Annotated in this window: 23 protein-coding genes, 1 tRNA gene and 1 pseudogene; 6 read left to right on the forward strand and 19 right to left on the reverse strand. The window is 41.2% G+C overall.

The window, feature by feature from the left end; genetic code table 11:
- Positions 1-220: 220 nt before the first annotated feature.
- Positions 221-643, reverse strand: coding sequence for an OsmC family protein (locus F947_RS01975; protein ID WP_004971563.1), 423 nt, complete (start codon positions 641-643; stop codon positions 221-223).
- Positions 644-791: 148 nt separating this feature from the next.
- Here F947_RS01975 and crp point away from each other — a divergent pair, with 148 nt between their 5' ends.
- Entirely contained in the window at positions 792-1,496 is a 705-nt protein-coding gene (crp, locus tag F947_RS01980; RefSeq protein WP_004971566.1) for a cAMP-activated global transcriptional regulator CRP, read from the forward strand.
- A 204-nt stretch (positions 1,497-1,700) separates the two neighbouring features.
- Complete coding sequence (locus F947_RS01985) at positions 1,701-2,750, forward strand: NADP(H)-dependent aldo-keto reductase (RefSeq protein WP_004971568.1); 1,050 nt, start codon at positions 1,701-1,703, stop codon at positions 2,748-2,750.
- A gap of 169 nt (positions 2,751-2,919) precedes the next feature.
- On the opposite strand, the gene F947_RS01990 is transcribed toward F947_RS01985, so the two are convergent.
- The 6 genes from F947_RS01990 to F947_RS02015 form a co-directional block, all read right to left on the reverse strand.
- Positions 2,920-3,702 (reverse strand): M48 family metallopeptidase, encoded by a 783-nt coding sequence (locus F947_RS01990; RefSeq protein ID WP_004971571.1) that lies wholly within the window; start codon positions 3,700-3,702, stop codon positions 2,920-2,922.
- A gap of 156 nt (positions 3,703-3,858) precedes the next feature.
- A complete protein-coding gene (locus F947_RS01995; protein WP_004971573.1) occupies positions 3,859-4,167 on the reverse strand; it encodes a hypothetical protein in 309 nt (102 codons plus the stop codon).
- A 238-nt stretch (positions 4,168-4,405) separates the two neighbouring features.
- Complete coding sequence (locus F947_RS02000; RefSeq protein ID WP_004971574.1) at positions 4,406-5,725, reverse strand: adenylosuccinate synthase; 1,320 nt, start codon at positions 5,723-5,725, stop codon at positions 4,406-4,408.
- A 69-nt stretch (positions 5,726-5,794) separates the two neighbouring features.
- Positions 5,795-6,961 carry an ATP phosphoribosyltransferase regulatory subunit gene (locus tag F947_RS02005; protein WP_004971576.1) on the reverse strand — a complete coding sequence of 389 codons (1,167 nt, stop codon included), beginning with the start codon at positions 6,959-6,961 and terminating at the stop codon, positions 5,795-5,797.
- Between the two features lie 164 nt (positions 6,962-7,125).
- Positions 7,126-7,440: a hypothetical protein gene (locus F947_RS02010; protein WP_004971580.1), complete on the reverse strand. Its 315-nt coding sequence runs from the start codon at positions 7,438-7,440 to the stop codon at positions 7,126-7,128.
- A gap of 135 nt (positions 7,441-7,575) precedes the next feature.
- Positions 7,576-8,610 carry a type I glyceraldehyde-3-phosphate dehydrogenase gene (locus F947_RS02015; RefSeq protein ID WP_004971581.1) on the reverse strand — a complete coding sequence of 345 codons (1,035 nt, stop codon included), beginning with the start codon at positions 8,608-8,610 and terminating at the stop codon, positions 7,576-7,578.
- Between the two features lie 462 nt (positions 8,611-9,072).
- Here F947_RS02015 and alaS point away from each other — a divergent pair, with 462 nt between their 5' ends.
- The 3 genes from alaS to csrA all read left to right on the forward strand — a co-directional run bounded on the left by alaS (position 9,073) and on the right by csrA (position 13,617).
- Complete coding sequence (gene alaS, locus F947_RS02020) at positions 9,073-11,766, forward strand: alanine--tRNA ligase (protein ID WP_171062554.1); 2,694 nt, start codon at positions 9,073-9,075, stop codon at positions 11,764-11,766.
- Positions 11,767-11,831: 65 nt separating this feature from the next.
- Complete coding sequence (locus F947_RS02025; protein ID WP_004971586.1) at positions 11,832-13,112, forward strand: aspartate kinase; 1,281 nt, start codon at positions 11,832-11,834, stop codon at positions 13,110-13,112.
- A gap of 250 nt (positions 13,113-13,362) precedes the next feature.
- Positions 13,363-13,617: a carbon storage regulator CsrA gene (gene csrA / locus F947_RS02030; RefSeq protein WP_004971589.1), complete on the forward strand. Its 255-nt coding sequence runs from the start codon at positions 13,363-13,365 to the stop codon at positions 13,615-13,617.
- 138 nt (positions 13,618-13,755) lie between these two features.
- On the opposite strand, the gene rnhB is transcribed toward csrA, so the two are convergent.
- The gene (rnhB, locus tag F947_RS02035; protein WP_004971591.1) at positions 13,756-14,337 is read right to left on the reverse strand and encodes a ribonuclease HII; all 582 of its coding nucleotides are present in this window, start codon (positions 14,335-14,337) and stop codon (positions 13,756-13,758) included.
- Positions 14,338-14,431: 94 nt separating this feature from the next.
- Positions 14,432-14,818, reverse strand: a complete 387-nt coding sequence (locus F947_RS02040) for a hypothetical protein (RefSeq protein ID WP_004971594.1) — start codon at positions 14,816-14,818, stop codon at positions 14,432-14,434.
- Positions 14,819-15,342: 524 nt separating this feature from the next.
- On the opposite strand from F947_RS02040, the pseudogene F947_RS02045 reads away from it, so the two are divergent.
- A pseudogene (locus F947_RS02045) lies at positions 15,343-15,778 on the forward strand (cytochrome b).
- Positions 15,779-15,883: 105 nt separating this feature from the next.
- Here the strand turns inward: F947_RS02045 and F947_RS02050 are convergent.
- From F947_RS02050 to F947_RS02095, 10 genes are all read right to left on the reverse strand, one after another.
- Positions 15,884-16,885 (reverse strand): adenosine deaminase, encoded by a 1,002-nt coding sequence (locus F947_RS02050; protein WP_004971597.1) that lies wholly within the window; start codon positions 16,883-16,885, stop codon positions 15,884-15,886.
- Between the two features lie 97 nt (positions 16,886-16,982).
- Positions 16,983-18,305 carry an NCS2 family permease gene (locus F947_RS02055; protein WP_004971599.1) on the reverse strand — a complete coding sequence of 441 codons (1,323 nt, stop codon included), beginning with the start codon at positions 18,303-18,305 and terminating at the stop codon, positions 16,983-16,985.
- Between the two features lie 418 nt (positions 18,306-18,723).
- On the reverse strand, positions 18,724-18,903 hold the full coding sequence (locus tag F947_RS02060) for a hypothetical protein (RefSeq protein WP_004971601.1): 180 nt from the start codon (positions 18,901-18,903) through the stop codon (positions 18,724-18,726).
- Between the two features lie 116 nt (positions 18,904-19,019).
- Positions 19,020-19,562 (reverse strand): ABC transporter permease, encoded by a 543-nt coding sequence (locus tag F947_RS02065; protein ID WP_429761830.1) that lies wholly within the window; start codon positions 19,560-19,562, stop codon positions 19,020-19,022.
- Positions 19,563-19,781: 219 nt separating this feature from the next.
- Positions 19,782-19,858: transfer RNA gene (locus F947_RS02070), tRNA-Val, on the reverse strand.
- A gap of 32 nt (positions 19,859-19,890) precedes the next feature.
- Positions 19,891-21,918, reverse strand: coding sequence for a transglutaminase TgpA family protein (locus F947_RS02075; protein WP_004971604.1), 2,028 nt, complete (start codon positions 21,916-21,918; stop codon positions 19,891-19,893).
- Positions 21,919-21,923: 5 nt separating this feature from the next.
- Positions 21,924-22,832 (reverse strand): DUF58 domain-containing protein, encoded by a 909-nt coding sequence (locus tag F947_RS02080; protein ID WP_004971606.1) that lies wholly within the window; start codon positions 22,830-22,832, stop codon positions 21,924-21,926.
- A 7-nt stretch (positions 22,833-22,839) separates the two neighbouring features.
- Positions 22,840-23,799, reverse strand: coding sequence for an AAA family ATPase (locus tag F947_RS02085; protein ID WP_096901148.1), 960 nt, complete (start codon positions 23,797-23,799; stop codon positions 22,840-22,842).
- A 157-nt stretch (positions 23,800-23,956) separates the two neighbouring features.
- A complete protein-coding gene (locus F947_RS02090; RefSeq protein WP_004971610.1) occupies positions 23,957-24,262 on the reverse strand; it encodes a YbdD/YjiX family protein in 306 nt (101 codons plus the stop codon).
- A 10-nt stretch (positions 24,263-24,272) separates the two neighbouring features.
- Positions 24,273-26,372 carry a carbon starvation CstA family protein gene (locus F947_RS02095; protein WP_004971612.1) on the reverse strand — a complete coding sequence of 700 codons (2,100 nt, stop codon included), beginning with the start codon at positions 26,370-26,372 and terminating at the stop codon, positions 24,273-24,275.
- Between the last annotated feature and the right edge of the window lie 234 nt (positions 26,373-26,606).

Genomic DNA, 26,606 nt, shown 5'->3' on the forward strand with positions numbered 1-26,606 from the left:
ATCTTAATTAAAATTAACAGATAGATTTCAGTAATAATATTGGACTGATTAAAGTAAATTTCAAGTTTAGTCTGGTAATTTTTTATTTTAGTTGAGTCATTGACATACACTTGCATATCAATCAATTAAAGGCTTTTGATTGTTATTTATGCCATTTGAAATATTTAGTTACAATGATTGGCAAAATATACCAACCATTGTATGACCTATCAGTCAAAGCTTAATCTTGTTCAATAATTTCAAAATCATGGCTAATTTCGACGCCACCATCAGATAGCATTTTACTGGCAGAACAGTACTTTTCTGCTGAAAGTTCAACCGCCTTCGCAACCTGCTTTTCCTTGACAGCCTTGCCTTTGACCACAAAATGCAAATGAATTTTGGTGAACACGGCAGGGATGCTATCGGCACGTTCTGCTTTTAACTGACATTCAACATGCGTCACTTCTTGGCGTGATTTCTTTAAAATAGTCACAATATCGAATGAAGCACAACCACCAAGTCCCATTAAGATTAACTCCATAGGACGTGGACCACGGTTTTCACCACCATATTCTGCGGATCCATCCATCACTACAGAATGACCACTTTCTGATTTGGCTTCAAAAGCAACGTTCTCTAACCACTGAACACTTGTTTGCATTGCAACTACCTAAAAAAAACTATAAATTGACACGGGTATTTGTACACTAACATAACTTGAGTTGATAAGGAATTTCATCTCTACTGTGTGACAAGTTCAGACTAGGTCTTGTGCGATCTATTATTTATCCATTTTCGGAACCGTTAGCATGACTTCAAACTTTTCACAGCTGAGCACTGATGCATTGTCCCCTGGACAACTGCCTGACTCAGTCAAAGCATTATTAAAACGTGCATACATCAACCGTTATCCAAAACGGACAACTATTGTTGATGCAGGGACTGAATCTAAATCGTTATATTTGATTTTAAAAGGTTCAGTATCAATTATTCTTCGCGAAGATGATGATCGCGAAATTGTTGTGGCATATTTGAATCCAGGCGACTTTTTTGGGGAAATGGGTCTGTTTGAATCGAATCCACAACGTACTGCAGAAGTTCGTACTCGTGATGTCTGTGAAATTGCAGAAATTACTTATGAAAACTTCCACGAACTCAGCAAACAATATCCTGACTTAAGCTATGCCGTTTTTGCACAGCTGGTACGTCGTTTAAAAAATACTACACGTAAGGTAACTGACCTTGCCTTTATAGATGTGTCTGGTCGTATTGCACGTTGCTTGATTGATCTTTCTGCGCAACCAGAAGCCATGATTTTGCCAAACGGTCGTCAAATTCGTATTACACGCCAAGAAATTGGTCGTATTGTCGGCTGTTCACGTGAAATGGTCGGGCGTGTTCTAAAAACACTTGAAGAACAAGGCATGATTGAAACTGATGGTAAAGCCATTCTGATTTTTGATGCTTCTTTGGAGCAAAATGAATCCACTGATGGCAACTTTGATGACGAGTAAACCATCTATATGCTCATTAAAAAAGCAAATCTTCGGATTTGCTTTTTTATTACCAGCTGTTAACTTTTTACCATTTTCAATTATCAAAATACCATTATTGCTGTCACTACAATGAAGTAGCAATTTTCGCAGCCACAAGTGGCGCAAAATGGTTTCAGCTCTTGTAACATCAATATATACATATAATCTTGAGCGAGAGACAATATGCAATTTAAACCATTGGCAAAAACAGGCATTCTAGTTCCAGAAATCTGTTTAGGCACCATGACATTTGGTGAACAAAATACCCAGCAAGAAGCCTTTCAACAACTCGATTATGCGCTAGAACGAGGCTTATATTTTTGGGATACCGCAGAAATGTATCCCGTACCACCAAAAGTAGAAACTCAAGGTGCAACCGAAACCATGATTGGCAATTGGTTACAGCAACGTGGCGGACGTGACAAATTATTTTTAGCCTCTAAAATTGCAGGCCCTTCGCAAGGCGGCAGTCATATTCGAGACGGCAAAACCCGCTTTAACGCAGAGGATATTCATTCTGCACTGGATGGCAATTTAAAACGCCTGCAAACCGACTATATCGACTTATACCAACTGCACTGGCCACAACGCCCAACCAACTTTTTTGGCAAACTTGGTTATGGCAACCAAGAAGCACAAAATACGCAAGAAGTAACCGACCTTGCTGAAACCTTAACCGCATTGCAACAAGAAATTCAAAAAGGACGGATTCGCTATATTGGGCTGTCGAATGAAACCCCGTGGGGCACCATGAAGTTTTTACACTTGGCAGAACAGTTAGGATTAAGCAAATTTGTTAGCGTACAAAATCCGTATAACCTGCTGAATCGTACTTATGAAATTGGTATGTCTGAAATTGCCCATTATGAAGGTGTTGGACTACTCGCCTACTCACCTTTGGCTTTTGGTTATTTAACTGGTAAATTCCGTCATGGCGCACGCCCTGCCAATGCACGTGTCACGCTATATTCACGTTTTAGCCGTTACAGTAATCCACAAAGCGAATGGGCAACCGAGCAATACGCCCAACTTGCAGAACAACACGGCTTGAGTTTGACGCAACTGGCGCTGGCATTTATCAAGCAGCAATTTTTTGTGACAAGTACCATTATTGGCGCGACGAATATGGCGCAACTCAAAGAAAATATTGATGCCTTTGACATCACCTTATCAGATGAAATTTTACAAGGCATTGAAGCCATTCATCGTCAACAACCCAATCCAGCGCCCTAATTTTATTTTAAGCACTGCTTTAAAATGAAATTAAAAATATGAACTCAGCAATAACTCATCATTTTTATGCTGTTTAAAGTCAAAAAGTCTTCATAAAAAAAGATGCGCATAAAACCATGCGCATCTTTTTTGTGTTTTATCTTAACCAGTTGAACTGGCTGAGGTCATCTTAACGACGACTTTGGTTATATAGCGCTTGTGCTGCTGGCAAGTTTTTACGCATTGCTTCAATACGCTGACTGTTCGATGGGTGAGTCGATAAGAAGGACGCACCGCCGCCACCTTCAAGCTTGTTCATTTTTTCCCAAAGGGTAATTGCAGCTTGTGGGTTATAACCTGCACGCGCCATCAGCATTAAACCACCCTGATCGGCACGACTTTCCAAATTACGTGAATATGGCAAGCCAATCCCAATTTGGGTACCCAATTGCGCTGCTGCTGCACCCAATTGACCAACGTTATTGCCTGCCGCACTTAAACCTACGTTCAAGGCAATATTGGTTAAAGCCTGTGCACCAATTTTACTTTTCGCGTGTTCTTCTAAAGCATGCACCATTTCATGCCCCATAATTGCGGCAATTTCAGCATCAGTTAAATTCAGTTTATTCACAATACCAGTGTAGAACACCACTTTACCACCAGGTGCGACAAAAGCATTGACTTGATCAGACTTAAGTACCGCCAATTGCCACTGGAAAGGCTGACCTGTTTGGTTCATTTGATTGGCATGTGGAATCAAACGCTGAAACACAGTATTGATACGTTTATACGTGGTGGAGCTTGTGTCTAACTGATTTTTATTGCGTGCGTCTTGCACCATTTCATTATAGCTTTTGGTAGCAGTTGCATTTAAGGTCGCAGTATCTGCACCCGCCATGTCTGCAACAGTCGTACACCCTGAAACTGTGATTGCGCCTGCGGCACATAAACTTAACATCAGTTTTTTGTTCATTATAATAATCTCCGCCTTGCGAGCTATCTTCATACCAATCAATTATATGAAATCAATTCAAGGCTTTAAATCTATAATCACTTCATAAACATATCATTTATGTAAACAACGCCTAAGCTGTGTACAGATTGTATGTCTGAGCGATCAATCACTACCCTAGTAAAGAAATTGATAACACAACCAAAATACTAAACAGAAAACATTTAAACCCAAGTAAATTTTAGACACTACTTCTACTTTTTCTTCCATTTCTGGATTTTTGCGTTTGTAGAGTAGGTAAGCATTTTGAATCAGAATCAGTGGCACCAAAATACAGGCAAAAATAACGCTTAAACCAATAAATGCCTGATACATAATATTCGGATCATGCTTTTGCGATAAAATCAGCATCATGGCAATGGTCGGTGCGCCGCCCATCGCAAACAATAAAGAATAAAAAATCGTACTGGTAATATTTTTATGCATCCTGCATAACCTTAATTAAATTTAATTTTCTAAAGCCATTGTAACAAGCCACCCTGCTCTGCACAGCGCCAGTCATCTGCAACTTTAGTCTTGAAAAAACAACTCACTCAGCATCATCTATAATGTTTCCAAAAATGAGTCGCTATTGAAACTGAAACAACAGCAATAAAAAGCCCCATCATTTAGACAGGGCTGAATACATCATCAGAGCTTAAATGCTATGCTAAAGCACAACGACTTAAGCATCAAATGGATGACGTAATACGATAGTTTCTGCGCGGTCTGGACCTGTAGAAATAATGTCGATTGGACATTCAATTAACTGCTCAAGACGTTTGATGTAGTTCACTGCATTTTCAGGCAATTGTTCTACACTGGTCGCGCCCACAGTTGATTCAGACCAACCTGGCATTGTTTCATAAATTGGCTTTAAGTTTTCGTATGCAAGCGCATCAGAAGAACCTACACAACCTGAATCGGTATTTTCATAACCTACGCAGATTTTGATTTCTTCTAAACCGTCCAATACGTCTAACTTGGTCAAGCAGATACCAGACAGTGAGTTTACATCGACTGAACGACGTAAAATTTCGGCATCAAACCAACCACAACGACGTTGACGACCTGTAGAAGCACCGAACTCGTGACCCACAGTACCTAAGTGTTTACCAATCGCATCACCTACGTCATTTGCTGCGTCATACACCAACTCAGTTGGGAATGGGCCTGCACCTACACGTGTGGTATAAGCTTTGGTAATCCCTAAAACGTAGTCTAAATGTAATGGACCTAAGCCTGAACCAGAGCTTACACCGCCCGCAGTTGTATTCGATGAAGTCACATACGGATAAGTACCGTGGTCAACATCAAGTAATGAACCTTGCGCACCTTCAAACATAATGTTGTCACCGTTTTTACGGTAATTATGAATTTCAGTCGTTACATCAACCACTAATGGTGCAATCACTTCACGCCATTGGTCACATAGCGCTAAAACTTCATCTAACTGAACTGCTTCAACACCGTAGTATTGTGTCAATTGGAAGTTGTGATAGTCCAATAATTCAGTCAATTGAGCGCGTAGTGCTTCACCGCCACGAACCAAGTCAGCAACACGAATCGCACGACGTGCAACCTTGTCTTCATAAGCTGGGCCAATACCACGACCTGTTGTACCAATTTTGGCATTACCACGTTTTTTCTCACGTGCTTGGTCAAGTGCAATGTGGTTCGGCAAAATAAGCGGACAGTTTGGTGAAATACGTAAACGCTCTTTCACTGGCACGCCTTCTTGTTCCAAAATACCCATTTCTTTAATGAGTGCTTCAGGAGAAAGTACTACACCATTACCAATTAAGCACAGTACGTTTTCACGTAAAATACCTGATGGAATGAGGTGTAATACAGTTTTCTTACCACCAACCACGAGAGTATGGCCTGCGTTGTGTCCGCCTTGATAACGAACGACTGCCGCCGCCTGATCTGTGAGCAGGTCGACGATCTTACCTTTACCTTCGTCGCCCCATTGGGTACCAAGTACCACAACATTCTTGCCCATAATAGCCTCATTACATCATGCTGTTAAAATTGAAAACCAAGACCTGTAACATGAAACATGCCTTGGCGATTAAATTTTTTCGACTGTCCACTCACCATTTGCAAGAACCAATTGGTGCGTTGCGTATGGAACCGAGTTTAAATCATCATTACCCAACAATTGAATTACACTAAAGCCTTGCGCACGTGTGTTTTGAATAGCAGCAATTAAATCAGGTTGTGAGCCTTTAGGTGCAACAACAACAGACGATGATTCAAAACGGCCTGCACTTAATACAAACAAGTCACAAGAGAAACCTGTTGCAGGGCGCGCACGTCCGAAATGCTGACCAATGCCATCATAACGACCACCTTGTGCCAATGGTGCAGCACGATTTGGTGCATATACCGCGTACATTAAACCAGTGTGATAGTGATAAGAACGCAGCTCAACCACATCAATACCAATATGCAGATTTGGCCAACGCGCCTGAATTTCAGCTTGTGTTGCTTTAACAGCTTCAAACGCTTGCTTAAATTCGGCATTTGCCAATACTTCAGCACTTAAATGAGCCTGCAAAGCAGTTAAATCACTGGCATAGCGACCTAAAGCATAAAAATCTGAACCGAAGTTTAAATCTTGGGTAAATTCTGCCAGTTCTGGTAATGCTTTACGCTGATATAGATCTGACAATTGACGTTCAGTGGCTTTGCTTAATTCTGCTTGTTTAACCAAGCTACGGAACAAACCGACATGACCCAAGTCTAAATGCACACCTTCTGCCAGACCTGCTTCTTTTAGCAAGCTAAGCATCAGATCAACCATTTCTACATCGGCATCAATGCTGTCTGAACCAAATAACTCTGCACCCAATTGCAATGGTGCACGTGTGGTATTAAAACCTTGTGGTTTGGTATGTAAAACCGTACCTGCATAGCAGTAACGTGCAATACCATCTACAGGATGTACATGCGCATCAATACGTGCCACTTGTGGTGTCATATCGGCACGCACACCCAGCAAACGACCTGAAAGTTGGTCGATCACTTTAAATGTGGCAAGGTCTAAATCTTGATTCGATTCTGAAAGAGAAGATAGAGATTCAATGTATTCTATGAATGGCGTGTACACCAACTGATAACCTCGAGATGCGAGGAAATCCAGTGACTTACGACGCAAGCTTTCAATCACTTGCGCTTGTTCTGGTAATACATCAGCTACACCATCAGGTAATAACCATGTCTCTGAAATGGGCATGTTGTAAACCTAAATTCTTGTTTGCGCGGAACGAATCCGCATAAAAAAATCGGGAGCACACCCGATTTCTCCTAGTTTAGCATGATACTTTTGCTCATGCACCCGACTTTTTCTGAAATATGCGGTAAAAAATATGAATACACCACATCTTTCAAAGCCGTCATTTAAAAGTCCTGATTTGATTTGACCGCCTTTGCCAATAAACTAACCAACTCAGCATTTTGCATTTCAAGCTGTGCAGTTTTTTGCACAGTTTTATCGAGCGCATCTTGCTGAACCTGCATCTTTTTGGCCAAATCTTGCATAATCTCCAACGTCTTTTTTAGATGCTCTTCTAAATGTAATACTTTTTGCTCGACTTGCTGTTGATGCTGCACATCACTGCTGCTGTCTGCCTGATTTTTAAACTGCAACCAAATCAGAAAAATGACGGCAAGTGCCAGCAAAAAAATAAATCCCCACAATAAAATAATCATCATGCCACTACTCTATTCAAATTTTCTATGCAAACTTTGTTATATCAATCAGTGAATTAACTGTGAATACGAATTATAAAATCTTTCATCACTATTACATGCTTTTTACACTTTGTATATGTCTTAAAAAGTAGCCGCTTACACCGCCCGTTGACTAAAAGATTCACACAAATCTAGTAAACGGTTGGCATAACCCCACTCGTTGTCATACCACGCAAAAACTTTGGCTTGATGACCCACGACCATGGTTTGACTTAAATCGACAATTAAAGAATAAGGTGAATGGTTAAAGTCGCTCGATACCAAAGGCTCATCGGTCACTTGCATAATTTCGGCATAATCATGCGCTGCCGAAGCACACAACACCTGATTCAATTTATGCACCGTAATTGGCGACTGAGAAATAAAAGTTAAATCAATGGCTGCAACATTGATGGTCGGCACACGAATCGAATAACCATCTATCCGATCTGCCATTTTTGGCATGACTTGTTTTAAAGCACCTAGGGCAGAAGAAGTTGTAGGAATAATATTTTGTCCTGATGCACGCGCACGACGTAAATCGCGATGCGCCTGATCCAATACAGTTTGATCGGCTGTGACTGCATGAATTTCAGTCATTAATGCGGTATCAATTCCAAAAGCGTCATCAATAATTTTAACCAGTGGTACTAAAGCCTGCGTGGTGCAAGACACACTGGAAATAATTTGGTCAGTATTTTTGACTTCGTGATGATTCACACCATAAACAATCGCAGCATCTACAGTATCGAATGGTGCAGCGCCAATAATCACACGTTTGGCGCCCGCAGTAATATGCTGCGTTGCCGCCTCGCGGGAACGAAACAACCCTGTGCATTCCAATACCACATCTACATTTAAAGCTTGCCACGGCAACTGTGCAGGTTGAGCCTGATTCAACACCTGAACTTTTAATTGCGCCAAACCTGCAGAAATATTCAAAAAAATCTGTTCATTTTCAAGGCTAATTTCCACCTGCCCTTTAAAACGACCATGGGTACTGTCGTATTTAAATAAATGAACCAAGGTTTCTACATCGGCAATGTCATTTATGGCGACGATTTCAAAATGAAAGTCTTTGGGATTTTCAAACCAAGCCCGCAGCACATTGCGCCCGATTCTACCAAAGCCATTGATTGCCACTCGTTGCATGACCGATCCTTTCATAATGAAATCAAAATTTAAGCACAGACTATGTTAATAGATTTTGAGGCCTTACTGAAAAAAATCAGATCAATTCTGCGAATTTTCACGCAATTTGTTGTTTAATTCGGCAAATCAAAAATATCAGCTTTGACTTTCTAGCTTACATTTACGTTTTCTTAAATTTTGTATTCTACTTTATGGCAGTTCGGCATACTCCGTGACCTACAGTAAACGCTTATTTTGAATGTAAATGTTCATCATCTTCTATTGCAAAGATTTATTCTGCGTAATCGCAACCAAGTTTGCGTCAGAATTGTCATCTATTCACACTAAAATGATTGGTGATAATGGCTTTTTCCGTTATAATTTGGCGTTTTTAAAATTTTAAGCCTGCATGACAGCAAAAGAATTATTTTTGTCAGACTGTCTTGCGTTTAGCCCAATCGGAAATTATGGAGTGACTTGGTTGTGAGTACTCGTTTTATGACATCAGCTGAAATTCGTGAAGCATTTTTGCGTTACTTTGAATCGCAAGGGCATACACGTGTCGCATCGAGTTCTCTAGTACCCGCCAATGACCCAACCCTGTTATTTACCAATGCAGGTATGAACCAGTTTAAAGACTGTTTCCTTGGGTTAGAAAAACGTGATTATGTACGTGCTGTATCGTCACAAAAATGTGTGCGTGCAGGCGGTAAACATAACGATTTAGACAATGTGGGTTATACCGCACGTCACCATACTTTCTTTGAAATGTTAGGTAACTTCTCGTTTGGTGATTATTTCAAACGTGATGCAATTAAATTTGCTTGGGAATTTTTAACCAGTGAACAATGGTTAGCGCTACCAAAAGACCGTTTATATGCCACGGTTTACCACACCGATGATGAAGCATTTGACATCTGGAACAAAGAAATTGGTTTAGATGCTTCTCGTATTATCCGTATTGGCGATAACAAAGGCGGCCAATATGCTTCAGACAACTTCTGGGCAATGGGTGATACAGGTCCTTGCGGTCCGTGTTCTGAAATTTTCTATGATCATGGCGATCATATTTGGGGCGGTTTACCAGGCACACTAGAAGAAGATGGCGACCGTTTCATTGAAATCTGGAACAACGTATTCATGCAGTTTAACCGTACTGCAGATGGCGTATTGCACCCACTTCCAGCACCGTCTGTAGATACAGGCATGGGCTTGGAGCGTATTTCTGCAGTATTGCAACACGTCAACTCTAACTACGAAATTGATCTGTTCCAGCACTTACTCAAAAATGCAGCACAGATTATTGGTTTAGACACGACTGCTCTTGAAGTAACTGCACAGCAAACTGGCAAGCCTGTAGACTACCCTGCTTCACTCAAAGTAGTTGCTGACCACGCTCGTTCTTGCTGCTTCCTAATTGCCGATGGCGTGAATCCATCGAATGAAGGTCGTGGTTATGTATTGCGTCGTATTATTCGTCGTGCAGTACGTCACGGCAACAAGCTTGGCGCAACAGGTTCATTCTTCCACAAAATGCTTCAGCCTTTAATTGAAGTAATGGGTCAAGCTTATCCTGAACTTGCAGCAAATCAAGCGCGTATTGAAGCGCAACTTCTAAAAGAAGAAGAACAATTTGCCAAAACGCTTGAGCAAGGTTTGAAATTGCTTGAGGGTGAATTGGCACAGCTTAAAGGCTCGGTCATTCCTGGTGAAGTGGTATTTAAACTATATGACACTTACGGCTTCCCAACAGATTTAACGGCAGATATTGCACGTGAACGCGACTTGACCATTGACGAAGCAGGCTTTGAAGTTGAAATGGCAGCGCAACGTCAACGTGCACGCGATGCAGGTAAATTTGCAGTTGACTACAACTCAATTGTAAAAGTTGAAGGTGAAACTCAATTTGATGGCTATGACGCAACGACTGGTCAGGGTCAAATTGTGGCTATTTATAAAGATGGCGAACAAGTCGATGAAGTAGTTGAAGGCGATGAAGCTTTAATCGTACTCAATCAAACCCCGTTCTATGCAGAAAGCGGTGGTCAGATTGGTGATACAGGTCTATTCAAAAACGAAACAGGTATTTTTGAAGTTCAAGACACCAAAAAATCTGGCGGTGCTTTTGTTCATCAAGGTATTGTTACCATGGGCAGTTTAAAAGCTGCGCAAGCGGTGGAAGCGATTGTAAAAGCAGACATCCGCGAAGCTACTGCACGCAACCACTCTGCAACACACTTATTGCACGCTGCCCTACGTCAAGTTTTAGGTGCACACGTACAGCAAAAAGGTTCGTTGGTTGCTTCTGATATTTTACGTTTTGACTTTGCCAATGACCAACCTGTGTCATTTGAACAATTGCAAGAAATTGAGCGTTTGGTAAATGCAGAAGTCATTGCCAATACCGCAGTTTCTACTGAATTACTGGATATTGAAGCAGCCAAAGCCAAAGGCGCAATGATGCTATTTGGTGAAAAGTATGGCGATGAAGTTCGCGTACTTTCTATGGGTTCAATCATTGAAGATAAAAACTTCTCCATTGAACTTTGTGGCGGTATTCACGTGAAACGTACAGGTGATATTGGTCTGTTCAAAATCATCTCTGAAGGTGGTGTTGCAGCTGGTGTACGTCGTATTGAAGCAATTACAGGCAGCAAAGCCGTTGAAGCCGTTCAAAAAACTGAACGCGATATCAACAGCATCAATGCTTTGTTGAAAGCACAAAAAGACCAAACTTTAGAAAAAGTGAATACATTGGTCGATACAGCATCTAGCCTTCAAAAGCAGATTGAACAGCTCAATCAAAAATTAGCGCACTTCCAAGCAGCTGAACTTTTAAGTCAAGTACAAGAACTTGCTGGACGTACCACGCTCATTACCACTGTACAAAATATGGATGCAAAATCACTGCGTAATTTGCACGACGGTGTAAAATCCAAACTCGACCAAGCAGTGATTGTACTTGCAGGTGTAGAAGGCGATAAAGTCAGCTTAATCGCTTCTGTTGCACCAGACTTTACTGCTACGATTAAAGCAGGAGACATCATCAAACACTTGGCTACAGAACTAGGTGGTAAAGGTGGTGGTAAACCTGATTTGGCACAAGGTGGCGCGCCACTTAACGAGAACTTTGCAACGGTGATGGCAGGTTTAACTGCTTGGCTTGCGGCAAAATAATCTCACTTTTTGTGTAACTGACCCTGAGCAGGTAAATTCGGGGTCATGGCTTATATGGAACAACTATGGCACTAATCGTTCAAAAATATGGCGGTACCTCAATGGGTACTCCCGAGCGCATTTTAAATGTTGCTCGTCGTGTGAAGCGCTGGCATGATCATGGCCACAAAGTAGTGGTTGTCGTTTCTGCCATGAGTGGCGAAACCAATCGCCTACTCGCTCTCGCGAAAGCCATTACCGAAACCCCTGATCCGCGTGAATTAGACCAAATGGTGTCTACAGGCGAACAGGTGACGATTTCGATGTTAGCGATGGCGCTGAATTCTATTGGCGTTGCAGCAAAATCACTAACTGGTCGCCAAGTTGGTATTCAAACTGACAGCGCATTTACCAAAGCACGTATTGAAGCGATTAATACTGACGTGTTAACTGAAAACCTAGACGCAGGCCGTGTGATTGTGGTTGCTGGTTTCCAAGGGTTTGATGCTGAAGGTAACACCACGACTTTAGGTCGTGGCGGTTCTGATACTTCTGGCGTTGCACTTGCTGCTGCATTGAAAGCCGATGAATGTCAAATTTACACTGACGTAGATGGCGTTTACACCACAGACCCACGCGTTGCACCAAAAGCCAAAAAAGTAGATCGTATTTCTTTTGAAGAAATGCTAGAAATGGCTTCTTTAGGTTCTAAAGTATTGCAAATTCGTGCGGTTGAATTTGCAGGTAAATACCAAGTACCTTTACGTGTATTATCAAGTTTTGATAATGACAATGATGGCGCATTCGACGAAGATTTTAAACAAAATGTCGGCACACTCATTACTACTGAATTGGAAGACAACATGGAACAACCTATCATCTCAGGTATCGCGTTTAACCGTGACGAAGCAAAATTAACTATTTTAGGTGTGCCTGATGAGCCAGGTATTGCATCTAAAATCTTGTCACCTATTGGCGCTGCCAATGTTGAAGTTGACATGATCATCCAAAACGTAGAAGAAGATGGTACTACCGACTTTACTTTTACTGTAAACCGTGGCGAACTTGCCAAAGCAAAATCAATTCTTGAAGCAACTGCCAAAGAAATTGGTGCACGTGAAGTCGCTACACGTGGTGACATCGTGAAAGTATCTATCGTAGGTGTAGGTATGCGTTCACACGCAGGTGTTGCAAGCAAAATGTTTACTGCACTTGCAGATGAAGGCATCAACATTCTAATGATTTCTACTTCTGAAATTAAAATTTCAGTCATTATTGAAGAAAACTATTTAGAGCTTGCAGTACGTACTTTACACACTGTATTTGGTCTAGATCGTGAAAGCGGTGAGTCTAGCGCACGCGCTTAATACGCCCCTGTCAGAAAATGTAATTGTCTGACAAATTTTGCGAAAAAGTACAAAAAAATAGAGCCACTATAGTTTTTTTTATAGTGGCTCTGTTATATTGAGCAACATGCTTTCATAAATTTTGGCAGCGCTGTATCTTATAAAATAAATAATGATACGTTCCGTTAAAATTTACTGGTTTTTATTTGGTTGTGACTTTTAAATTGCTTTAAAAATCAATGCAGGTTTAGCATTTTGCAAGGAGATAAACATGCTGATTCTGACCCGACGTGTCGGAGAAACATTAATGATTGGGGACCAAGTCAGCGTGACTGTGCTTGGTGTCAAAGGTAACCAAGTTCGTATTGGTGTAAATGCCCCGAAAGAAGTATCGGTTCATCGTGAAGAAATCTATCAACGTATTCAACACGAACGTGCCATGCACGAGCATTTGCAACACTTAGATCAAGATTATCAACCTTCATTTGAAGAAGATAACTACTCGCAAAATGACTTTAATCGTTAAACGATTAAGGTAATTGAATATAAAGCGGCTCATTTGCCGCTTTAAATTTTTCTGCTGAATGCTTTTTAAAAACTTGCCCTGATTCAAATCATGTAAAAGCTATTTTACAGGCAACTCAGCACAAGTTTTGCATGAAAATTACTGTGAGTTTTCCATTAACTCTAAAGCCTTACGCACAGGTGCAAAACTACGTCGATGTGCCGCAATTACACCATGCTGTGCAATGGCTTCAAAATGTGCTTTGGTTGGATAACCTTTGTGTTTAGCAAAACCAAATTGTGGAAATGCTTGATCAAGCAATACCATTTCACGGTCACGCGCCACTTTAGCTAAAATACTAGCTGCTGAAATTTCTGCATGCAATGCATCACCCCCAACAACGGCATCACAAGACATCGCTAAACCCTGCGGAATTTTATTGCCATCGACCAAGACATGCTCAGGTTGAATAGATAAGGCTTCCACCGCACGACGCATCGCCAATAACGACGCTTGCAAAATATTCAGTTCATCAATTTCGGCTGCAGATGCTTCTGCAATTGCCCAAGCCAAAGCCTTTTCCTGAATTTCAACAAATAACTTTTCACGCTTTTTTTCTGTCAGTTTTTTAGAATCATTTAAACCTTCAATCGGGTTATTCGGATCTAAAATAACTGCCGCAGCGACAACAGAACCCACTAAAGGCCCACGCCCTGCTTCATCTACACCTGCAATTTTCATCATCTTTTTCCAGAAAAAATAGGCTGAAATCTTCAGCCTATCTTACGATGCGAGTCACAACGCACCATTTTTAATTTTACAGAATCGGTAAAACTTATCTTACTGCTTCTGCCACACATGCATTAATGGTTCGAGATACTGCATTGCTCACAATGGTTGCACGTGCAGCAGGGTCAATTGCTGCAGTGGCTAAATCTACTGCAGTCACATTTTGTGGTGCTTTTTCACTAACACAACCACAAATTTCCGCTTGAACATTTTGCTTTTGCGTTGGTGTCATAACACGTGTCGCAGTGTGCCATGCAGGAATGTTGTTTAATTCAGTCACACACTTGGCATTAATTGCAATTTTAATCGCCGCCATACCCAATTGTTGAGTTGCTGTCGGTGCAGTTGTCGTTCCTGTAGTAGTACCTGTAGTGGTGGTACATGCAGATAAAACCAAAGCGATAGGTGCCAATACAGCGAGTAGTTTTTTCATGGATATTTCCTGTATTTAATATTCAAGTCATTTGAGTGAAACAATGCCGCTATTGTGCCTAAACTTGTTTGACGAAGGAATAGCTTTTTGCAATTTCTACATTCATGTGCTTAGGCTTAAGGCTAGGGGCTGTTGACAATTTTTCTATGTTTGCGACATGAGAGATATATCTCGCAACGTTTTTTAGCTGATATAAGGCATGAGGTAGGAAATTTAGTCATTCTAAATGACTGACTCATAACGCAATAGCAGCAAAAAATATGCTTGTCCTGAAAGGCTGTGGCTAAAACTTTCTCAGATTGCGTTATGAAACTTGGCAATAGTCTCGCTATTCCCTGCGTTTCATGCCTGATCTGCTCAGTTTTAGCCTACAGCGCAAACTATTTATGAAATATCAACAGCCCCCTCAAGAACGCTATTTTTTTGCAGCGTTGCAGATTTTCAACACTCCGTTGCAGGTGGATACTTTTTTCGCTACATGCTGTTGTTTAGCATGCAAGCACACTATTCGCCTGAAACACAACATGAACAGTTCTCATTCATATTACACCCGTACCGCACAAGTTTTACATTGGCTCATGGCGATTATTTTTATTGGTGATTCGCTTATTTTGGCGTTACACCCACCCTGCGCCACAACTGCCTGACAGCATGTCACCGTTGATGAAAACACTAGCGCATTTAGGACATCTAGGTCTGTATTTTATGCTGATTGCGATTCCAATCACGGGCTGTTTGTTTAGCTGGAGCGTGGGTAAACCTGTGCCTGTGTTGTATTTATTTGAAATTCCAGCCTTGGTGGATAAGAACCCCGAACTATTAGCAATTGTTAAACCTGTGCATACTTATTTGTCATGGTTTGCAGGGGCAATGGTGGTTGGGCATATGCTTGCAGCACTTAAACATCACTTTATAGATAAAGACGATGTATTGCGTAGTATGACGCAACAAGGTAAATAATTTTTAAAGCTTGAGTTTAAAGCGATTCAAATCGTTCTCCCACAAAAAAGCAGCTTAAATTAAGCTGCTTTTTTGTAGTCTAAGCTAATCTAAATTCAGTTTAACTCATCCCAATGCTTGAATTTGCTCAATCCATTTTTGCTTTTCTTCAGCCGAAATAAATGAAGCTTCAAAAGAATTAACCGCCAATTGTTTTAATTCAGCATTGCTTAAATCTAAAGCTTGGCTAATAGCAACAAAGTTATCATTCATATAGCCACCAAAATAAGATGGATCATCTGAATTAACTGTCACTTTAACACCCTGCTGCAATAAACGGCGGATGTTGTGCTGTGCCATATCATCCACTACGCATAGCTTTAAATTACTCAATGGACAGACCGTGAGCGGAATTTTCTCTGCAATTAGACGTTGCATTAATACAGGATCTTCTTCAGAACGCACACCATGATCAATACGGTTTACTTTCAGTAAATCTAATGCTTCCCAAACATATTCGGCTGGCCCTTCTTCGCCTGCATGTGCCACGACTAAAAAGCCTGCTTCACGTGCTTTGGCAAAGACACGTTCAAACTTTGAAGGTGGATGTCCAACTTCGCTTGAGTCCAAACCCACTGCGATAATTTGATCTTTATAAGGCAAAGCCTGTTCAAGTGTGGCAAATGCTGCATCTTCGCTTAAATGACGCAAGAAACACATAATTAAATTTGAACTGATGCCTAATTTTGTTTGCGCATCATCACAAGCACGTTGTAAGCCATTAATCACGGTTGCAAATGCCACACCACGCTCGGTATGGGTTTGCGGATCAAAAAACATTTCGGTATGTACCACACGGTCTTCAACACATTTTTCAAAATATGCCCAAGCCAAATCGTAAAAATCTTGCTCATGCACCAACACTTGTGCGCCTGCATAATAAATATCTAAAAAAGACTGCAAGTTATGAAAGTTATAGGCTTGTTTGACTTCTTCTACGGACTGATAAGGGATGTCAATTTGGTTGCGCTGCGCAATAGCAAACATCAATTCTGGTTCAAAAGTACCTTCAATATGCACATGCAGTTCTGCTTTAGGTAATGCTCGGATTAGCTCAAGTTGATTCATGTTCTGTCCTTTTTGCTATTGAATGGGAGAGTTTCAAAAATTGATCAAAATAAAAAAGGGTGCAAACTGAGTTTACACCCCTTTTCCGTTTAAAATATTAACCGCCAAACATGGCAAATTTTAATGCCCAAAGTGCAGCAATAATCCAAACCATATAAGGTACAGACTTGGCTTTGCCTGTGAGTAGTTTAATCAGCGCATAGCTAATAAAGCCCATGGCAATACCATCGGCAATGGAATAAGTAAATGGCATGAACACGAGGGTTAAGAAGGCAGGTACTGCTTCGGTAATGTCATCCCAATCAATATGCACAATGCCCTGAATCATCAATACACCCACAAATAACAAGGCAGGTGCTGTTGCAAAACCAGGTACCGATTGCGCGAGCGGCGCCAGGAATAAACAGGCAATAAACAACAAGCCAACAATCACTGCGGTTAAACCAGTACGACCACCCGCTGCAACGCCTGCAGATGATTCAATATACGGCGTTGTTGAAGATGTACCCAATGCCGCACCTGCTACAATGGCAGAAGAGTCGGCAAAAAGCGCTTTTTTCAAACGAGGTAATTTGCCATCTTGTAATAAGCCTGCGCGGTGTGAAACACCCACTAAAGTGCCTGTGGAGTCAAATAAATCGACCAAGAAAAATACGAAAATTACACCAATTAAACTTGCTGTAAATAGACCTTCAAAGTCCATTTGCATGAAAGTAGGGGCAAGAGATGGAATTTCACCAACCACTCCTTTAAATTCACTTAAACCTAAAGCTGTTGAAATCGCAGTTAGCACCAAAATACTGATGATAATTGCACCACGCACTTTAAAGTGATGCATCACCACCACCATTAAAAACCCCAATAGCGCTAAAAGTACAGTGGGTTGTTTTAAGTCACCTAAGCCCACCAAAGTCGCAGGATTATCGACAATAACACCAGCATTTTTAAGCGCGATTAAAGCAAGGAATAAACCAATACCACCGCCTATGGCTAATTTTAATGACATGGGAATGGCATTGACAATTGCTTCACGGATTTTAAACATGCTAATGGCAATAAAAATAATCCCTGATACAAAAACTGCAGCCAAAGCCGTTTGCCAAGACACTCCCATGCCTAAACACACCGAGTAAGTGAAATAAGCATTTAGCCCCATGCCCGGTGCCAGTGCGATTGGGTAGTTAGCAACAATCCCCATCACTAGGCAGCCAATTGCTGCGGCTAAGCAGGTGGCGACAAAGACAGCTCCATGATCCATTCCTGTTTCAGATAAAATCATTGGATTGACAATAATGATGTAACACATGGTTAAGAAGGTGGTTACACCCGCCAAAATCTCGGTACGGAATGTGGTCTTGTTTTCGCTTAATTTGAATAAGCGCTCAAGCATTCCCGCTGAGGATGGATTAGGAGTCGTCATGACCTAGCCCCTGTAAATAAACTGAATTTGCAGTATGACTGAATTTTAAGTCAACACTTAAAAGCCTGTGTTAGTTGCAACAATAGATTTGCCCAATGAGCATGTAAAATTACATGAAAAAGATAAACTTAATTCACAATCAAGCATTTGATTTTATCAAAATCAAAAATTCGGAATGCTAAATAAAAAAGCCGCATAAATTTTATGCAGCTTTGTTCATCTTTTTTTTACTTCAGTCACTCTCAAAAGTAATGCCTTTGAGTTGTGATGAAGCAGTTTCAATTGGCAAATTATACCATAGGGATTTTTTAAAAATTCTAGTTTTTTGAATTAAAGATAAAATTTTACGATAAAGTGAAGCACACAAAAGTGTGATGAATAAAGCAATTACCACACATTATGTTAGAAATTTCTACGCTTATTCTGTGACTTGCAAAATCTGTGGTGTAGCCGCTTCTGTTTTTTCTAGCGATAAATTTGCAGATTCAGTCAAAACTCGGTTCAGTTCTGCCTGCTTTCGCGTTTCCTCTTCCAAGTAAACGAGATAACCTAATAAAACGACCAACACCACCAAAACTGGCACAAGAATGTGTTTCATGTCATTTACTTTTATTGAACAATTTTCATACATATTAGCAAAAATTATGCGCAGTGTAACTCTTAATACGCCCCAGTCAAAATTTGTGCTTCAGCGATCAAACTCAATCTATTACATTAAGCCATTGTATGAATGGTATTTTTAAAACGTTTCCAAGATACATAGAAAAATGTTGTTGCAATTGCGATTAACCATAGAAAGGAAGGCCAGACCACATCCAATCCTGCATTTCGGTATAAAATTGCTTGCGCCAATGTTACAAAATGCATTGTCGTTGCAATCAACATGATATTTTGAATAATTTCTGGCATGCTTTCTCGTGGTGTACTTGCCCCAGACAACATTTGCAAGGGAATCAGAATAAGCATCATCAGCAAACCGAATTGCGGCATCGATTTAGACACGGTTGCCATATATATACCCATTGAGGTTGTTGCAAATAAGGTCAGCAAGGCTCCAAAGAAAAATAACAGCAAACTTCCTTCTATGGGTACCTGTAATGCCCCCTGCACCACTACTTTTAAGCCTAAAAAAGCTGCTAAAAGCACCACAAGGCTCATCGATAAAACCTTTGCCAGCATAATTTCAAAAACCGTGACTAGCATAACCGTTAAATGCTTAATGGTGCCATGTTCTCGCTCACGAATCAGTGCACAAATGAAATGTGGAAAGAGGCTTCAAAGCTCTAGTGCAAAATAAAAACCAATTAGTGCAAAATAAGCCGAAAACTTACATGTGTACACCACTGTGTACATATTTTTAAACTATAAGCGAATTTATGTATCTTTAAGAAAAGCAATAAAAAAGCCCTAAATCGTTATAATTCAGAGCTTTATTACTTATATGAAGTTATGTAACAACATATAATTTTAATGTATTGGTAGGCATATCCAGACTCGAACTGGAGACCTCTACGATGTCAACGTAGCGCTCTAACCAACTGAGCTATACGCCTAAAGTGCTTCGCATCATATTCAGTTTTGATTTTTAAGACAAGTCCTTTCTGTGTTTTTTCAACACATCCGAGCAAGTTTTAAGCAAATCAAAAAACACCTGCTCTGAAACACGGTCATGTTCAGGCGCATAAGAATATTGTTGATAGCACACGCCTAAACGCTTAAATGCCTCTTGTTCATTTGCATCTACCTGCGCTGCTAAACGCTGCATCCACACACTCACTGTTTCTGCATCCTGTTTTTGCAACTGAGCGGGCAATCTTTTAGAAAATTTGTCTAAGGCACGATTTATGCGAGAACCTTGCTGACGTTTTTTCCAAAAAATCCAGCCAAAATACCCTGCTAAGATCATGAGAATACTTGAAACCAACACCGCTGCCAAAGCATAGTTTGAGTGCAGCCCTAAGCGTCCAAACCAGTGACGCTGTGACTCGGCATCATAACCCACGACCTTGCTTTGCCATTGATAACTTGCATAATCACTCCACACCCGTAAAGAACGAATAAAATTAGAATGTTGGTATTGCCACATTTGTGTGTCAGCACCCAAAACGGCCCGATCATCTGCCATTAGGTTTTGCATACCATCATCTATACGTTGAGGTGCAATGATGGCTGTCGGGTCTATGCGTACCCATTGTTGATTGAGCAACACTTCTGTCCAAGCATGTGCATCTTGCTGTCGTACTTCCCAGCTTTGTCCATCGGGTGCAAGTTCCCCACCCTGATAGCCCACGACTACACGCGCTGGAATCCCGACATAACGCATCAATAAGGCAAAACTTGAGGCATAATGTTCACAAAAACCTTGCTTACTCTGAAACAAGAATTCATCGACTCGGTTTTGTCCGAGCATTCCAGGTTTTAAGGTATAACTAAAGCCATTATTGCGATACCACTGCAATACATTCTGCACGTAGCGTTCAGGTTGTTGCTGACTTTGAGCAAACATCTGCAGGGCAAATTGCTGAGCTTTTGGGTCAGATTGCGTCTGTACCTGAACATTTAAACGCTGGCTAAAGCGTCGATAACGCTCGTTCTGTGCATCATCCCCTTGAATACGTGCGGATTCCCCAACCCACTGCAAAGCAATCGGTTGAATCCGACCATTTTGACGCTGTGGCACCATACTCCAATCACGGCGTAATACATAACCGTGTTGATTCGGTACAGATTTTTCCAGCGCCATAATCCACTGTGCACGTGGGTCTGCTGCAATATATTGATACTGAAAATCGACTTGCTCTGGCTGTAATTGTGCTGCCTGAACGGGTTGTTGATTGCTAAAATTGCTTGTCCATGTGCGACCATCATATTGATCCAGTACCATCGCCCGCCAATATAGTTTTGAACGTGGCGGCAGTTGCTGCATATTCCCCACAATACGAAATGCCAAAGCAGAAGATTGTGATAATTCGGCAATATCGCCTGGTGACATCGTGTCACTAATACCTGTCACGCCTTTGGCATCAGGAATAGGTACATGCCACAATGGCGGTAAACGTGGAAAGAATAAAAACAATAATAAAAAGAATGGCAAAGCGTATGCGATAAACTTGGCGACATTTTTAAGGTCATGCTTTGCATCTTGGCTGCTCGAATGACGCGACGCATAATCTGAAAATGCACTTTTTTGAATCCGATATAACCCAATTAAACAACTGATTAAACATAGAATGACCAACACGGTCATCCACATGCTTTGGCTGTATAAAAATGAACTGGCACTCACAAAGAGCGCAAAATTAAATAAAATAATCAGGTCGCGCTGGGTATGACTTTCTAAAGCTTTGGCAAACAAAAAGGTGCTTAATAAGGCAACACCAGCCTCTACGCCAATCAGGCTTTTATAACTCAGATAAATGCTGGCTAAGGCACAGCAGGTCAATCCATAAGTCCAAACTTTAGAAATACGCGCTGTCTTGTTTTTATAGTGAAGATACAACAGCAACAACATGAGTCCGAAAATGACACTCAATGCCACAGGGCTAAACAGCATGTGAGCAGCCAAAATTAAGATCAGGCTAAGCAGAATAGATTGCTGAATCGAATTGTGCATGATCATCAAGCCTGTGCCAAAAGAATTTTTGCCTGTTTCAACTGCCGCTCACCTACGCCTTTTTCAAGGGTCGCATGTGGCAAAAACATCGCATAATTCAACTGTTGTTGTTCACATTGCTCGGCCAAACCCATCATCAAACTTAATTTTTCTTCGTGGGTCGGTGCAGGCATGTGTTCATAGTGAATGTCGATACTCTGTTGATCCTGATATTGTTCAAAAACTTTGACATATAAGCCTTGCCCTCGTGCCGCTTGCTTCCACGACACAGCTTGCAAAGAATCGCCCAATTGAAAATCACGCAGCTCACGAAACTCGTCTAAATCGGGTTGAAAGCTGTGTTGATGCTGTTTATTCTCTGCGCTATACATGGCGGCTTTGGGTGCCACCCACGCGGTACGTGACAAATTCAAATAAGTCCACGCACGTACCAAGCCAAAAGGATAAACCGAATAAATGTGTAAATAAGGATAATGAAACTGCCCACGTTGCGCTGCAAAAAATGTCAACACATACTGCTGCTGAGTGTCTTGAATAAGAACCTTTTCTAATTGATGATCGGCTTTAATCCATAAATAGCGTGCCTGCGCGACCTCTTGTTTGAAATGCAATTGTAATTGCAATACTTCACCTACTTGCCCAACTTCGGTGGTCACAATTTCAATCTCTAATTCATGCAGCTGCTTAAAGGTCAAATAAAAACTGATACATAAAATGGCACTGATCAAAAAGCAAAAGCCTAAAATCAGGTTATTGCCATAATTCACGCCTGCAATAAACGTGATCAAAATCAGCACTAAATACAGATAGCCCTGTTGGTAAATAAAAACCAAAATATCTTTTTGTTTTAAGGCCTTGTGTCGATCAAATTTAAAACGTGTCTTGATCCAGTTTTGCCATGCCTGCTTAAACATGCGTGTACTAACTCACTTTAACCTGTTGCATCACATACAAAGTTTCTGCCTCACTCAATCCAATACGATGTGCAGCAACTGCCACAAATACCGCTTGAATATCATCGGCAGTGACAAAACTACGTTGCTCAATTAGAGCATGTGCTTGTGCTGCTTTTTTCAATGCCAAAACACCACGGGTAGATAATCCGTGACGCGCTTTACGGGTTTCTGTGGCTAAGTCGAGTAAGTAATCTAGCGCGGTATCTGACACATAAATTTCCGTGACCAATTGCTGTAAATTTAAAATTTCTGTTTCAGTAAAAATATGGGCCAAACTGGCAATCAGCGCATGTCTGGAGTTTTGTTGCAGCAACATTTTTTCAGCAAAACGCGATGGATAACCCAAAGACAGACGCATTAAAAAACGATCAAGCTGTGATTCTGGCAGCGCATAAGTACCACTTTGAAACAGTGGATTTTGTGTGGCAATCACCCAAAAAGGTTGCGGCAAGCTATAACGCACACCATCCACCGTAACAGCACCTTCCTCCATCGCTTCCAACAAGGCACTTTGGGTTTTAGGTGAACAACGGTTAATTTCATCTGCCAATAAAATTTGGGTAAAAATAGGGCCTTGCTTAAATTCAAATTGATGTTCTTTTTGATTAAACATATTCACGCCAATCACATCACTGGCCAGCATGTCATTGGTAAACTGAATGCGCTGAAATTGCAGACCCGCCAAGTGCGATAAAGCACTCGATAAGGTGGTTTTGCCTAATCCGGGTAAATCTTCAAAAAGCACATGCCCGCCCGCCAACAAACAACTTAACGCCAATTTGGTCTGCTGTTCTTTATCTAAAATAATGGTGTTAATTTCAGTCAAAAAAGCCTGAATTTTACCCGCATAAGATTCAATCTGTGCATTGAGCTGTTGCTGCGCTTGCGTCAGTTGTTGTTTTTGAACTTTTTCTGTACCCCAAATCACAGTAAATCCCCTTATCCCCAATAAAAAACGGCGCATGTTTAAACATACACCGTTTTGCTAAATTTCCAAAGAAATCCTCGAGATATTCTAAACTGCCTAAAAAAGTAAGTTTTAAACAGCTCGTATCTCTATACGTTTCCATCGTGATACGGGATTAACACGGACACTTTTTCAAACCACCTTTTGCCGATGGATAACGCGCATCGACACAGTAGCGATAAAAAGTCTTCGGATCCATGGCTTCTAAATCTGGATGATGCTTACGCATGTGTTCCAAATAATTCTGATAATCGGGTACACCGACCATTAAACGAAAACTTTGTTGCAAACGCTGCCATAAAGTAGCGATACGCGACCAGTTTTTCGGATTCAGAATCAAATCCTTTTGCGACATGATGGTCATTTTAATGATGTTGTAAATCACCGTTTTACTCTGTTGGGCAAATTTAAGCTTAATCATGTGCTCACTCCTAATGACCACTATTCGGCTGAATCGTTTCAGGATCACGATAAATCGCTTCAGCTTCATGTACAGTTGGTGTTGGACTTGCCAAGGCACGACGAATCACCCCAATGGCAGCGAACAACATCACAAATGCCACAATCATAAAGAAACCACATAACACGGCATTAATTTGATTGGACATGACAATGGTTTGCATTTCAGTCACTGTTTTTGCAGGTGCTAAAATTTCATTGCGTTGAATTGCAGCATTGAAACGATCTGCTTGCGCCAAGAAACCAATTTTGGGATTGTCGTGGAAAATCTTTTGCCAACCTGCAGTCATTGAAGTAATGAACAAGAAAACTGTAGGGATAATCGTCACCCAAACATATTTTTCTTTTTTCATTTTAAACAGAATCACTGTACCTAAAATGAGCGCCATCGCTGCCAAAATTTGGTTACCAATACCAAATAGAGGCCATAAGCTATTAATACCGCCTAAAGGATCGACCACGCCTTGATAGACGAAGAAGCCCCAACCAGCCACCGCAACTGCTGTGCCAAGCAAGTTACCAAAGAAGTTATGTGAATTTTTCACTGCAGGAATAACAATACCTACAGTATCTTGCACCATAAAACGGCAAGCACGTGTGCCTGCATCTACTGCAGTTAAAATAAATAAGGCTTCAAATAAAATGGCAAAGTGATACCAGAATGCCATCATTGAGCGGTTATTAAAAATCTCGGTGATGATATGTGCCATACCAATTGCAAACGTTGGCGCACCACCCGTACGTGACAGAATCGAGCTTTCACCGACTTCTTTTGCCAAAATGGTTAAAGCCTCAGGAGTCACTACAAAGCCTAAATTTCGTACCGCTTCTGCTGCACTTTCCACCGTTGTACCTAAAACTGCAGTGGGTGCATTAATGGCAAAGTACACGCCTGGGTCTAGCACCGTGGCACAAATCATTGCCATGATTGCCACGAAAGACTCCATCAACATGCCGCCATAACCAATCATCCGAATGTCTTTTTCGTTATTGACTAGTTTTGGCGTCGTACCTGAAGACACTAAGGCGTGGAAACCTGAAATCGCACCGCAGGCAATGGTAATAAATAAGAATGGGAACAATGAACCCGCAAATACTGGCCCTGTACCATCAATAAAATGGGTCACCGCAGGCATCTTCATTTCAGGCATTGCAAACACAATCCCGACAGCCAAACCCGCAATAACACCAATTTTTAAGAACGTCGATAAATAATCACGTGGCGCCAATAACAACCACACTGGCAAAACTGAAGCAATAAAACCGTAGGCAATTAAACACCACGTTAATTCTGTGCCACTTAAAGTAAATAAAGGCCCCCAGAATGGATGCTGTGCAACATTTTCACCATAAATAATACCCATCATCATCAGGACAAAACCAATAATGGAAACCTCAGCAATTTTCCCCGGGCGAATAAAACGCATATAAATGCCCATGAAAATCGCAATTGGGATGGTGGCTGCAATACTAAATACGCCCCACGGACTATTGGTTAAAGCTTTCACGACAACCAAAGCGAGTACGGCAAGAATAATCACCATCACGCCCAGCGCACCCAGCATGACAATCACACCAGCAAATGAACCCAACTCTTGTTTTGCCATTTCTCCCAAAGAACGCCCATCACGACGTGTAGAAATAAACAAAACCAAAAAGTCTTGGACTGCACCTGCCAACACCACCCCGACTAAAAGCCAGATCGTGCCGGGTAAATAACCCATTTGTGCTGCAAGAATAGGCCCAACTAAAGGGCCTGCACCTGCAATCGCGGCAAAGTGGTGACCAAATAACACACTTTTATTGGTGGGCACATAATCTAAACCGTCAGCCAAACGATGTGCGGGCGTTAAGCGTCGCTCATTTAACTCAAATACTTTGGTGGCAATAAATAAACTGTAGAAGCGGTATGCAATGCTATAGACACAGACCGCAGCTAAAACTAACCAGACTGCATTGACGTGTTCGCCTCTACTGACTGCCAATATCCCAAAAGATACTGCACCCAATATAGCGACCAAAAGCCATATAATTTTTGAAGTCAGACCTGACTTCGGTTGAACTGTTTCCATGTCAATCTCTCTTCTTGTTACATTTTTTAAGCGTTACTTTTATTGTCGAGATGTAGCTTTAATTCCTAAATCCTTGGTTGATCCTGCTCCTTTTATTTTGATGTCTGCTACCCTTACATCCATAGTGTGCGCTACCGTACACTTAAATGGAGCACCAACAGTTTCCTATACTTTTCACCTATTCTTTTACCACATAATCAAATCAACAAAAAAGGGGGATGACGCGAATCATCC

It is taken from the genome of Acinetobacter towneri DSM 14962 = CIP 107472, assembly GCF_000368785.1.
GTDB lineage: Bacteria > Pseudomonadota > Gammaproteobacteria > Pseudomonadales > Moraxellaceae > Acinetobacter > Acinetobacter towneri.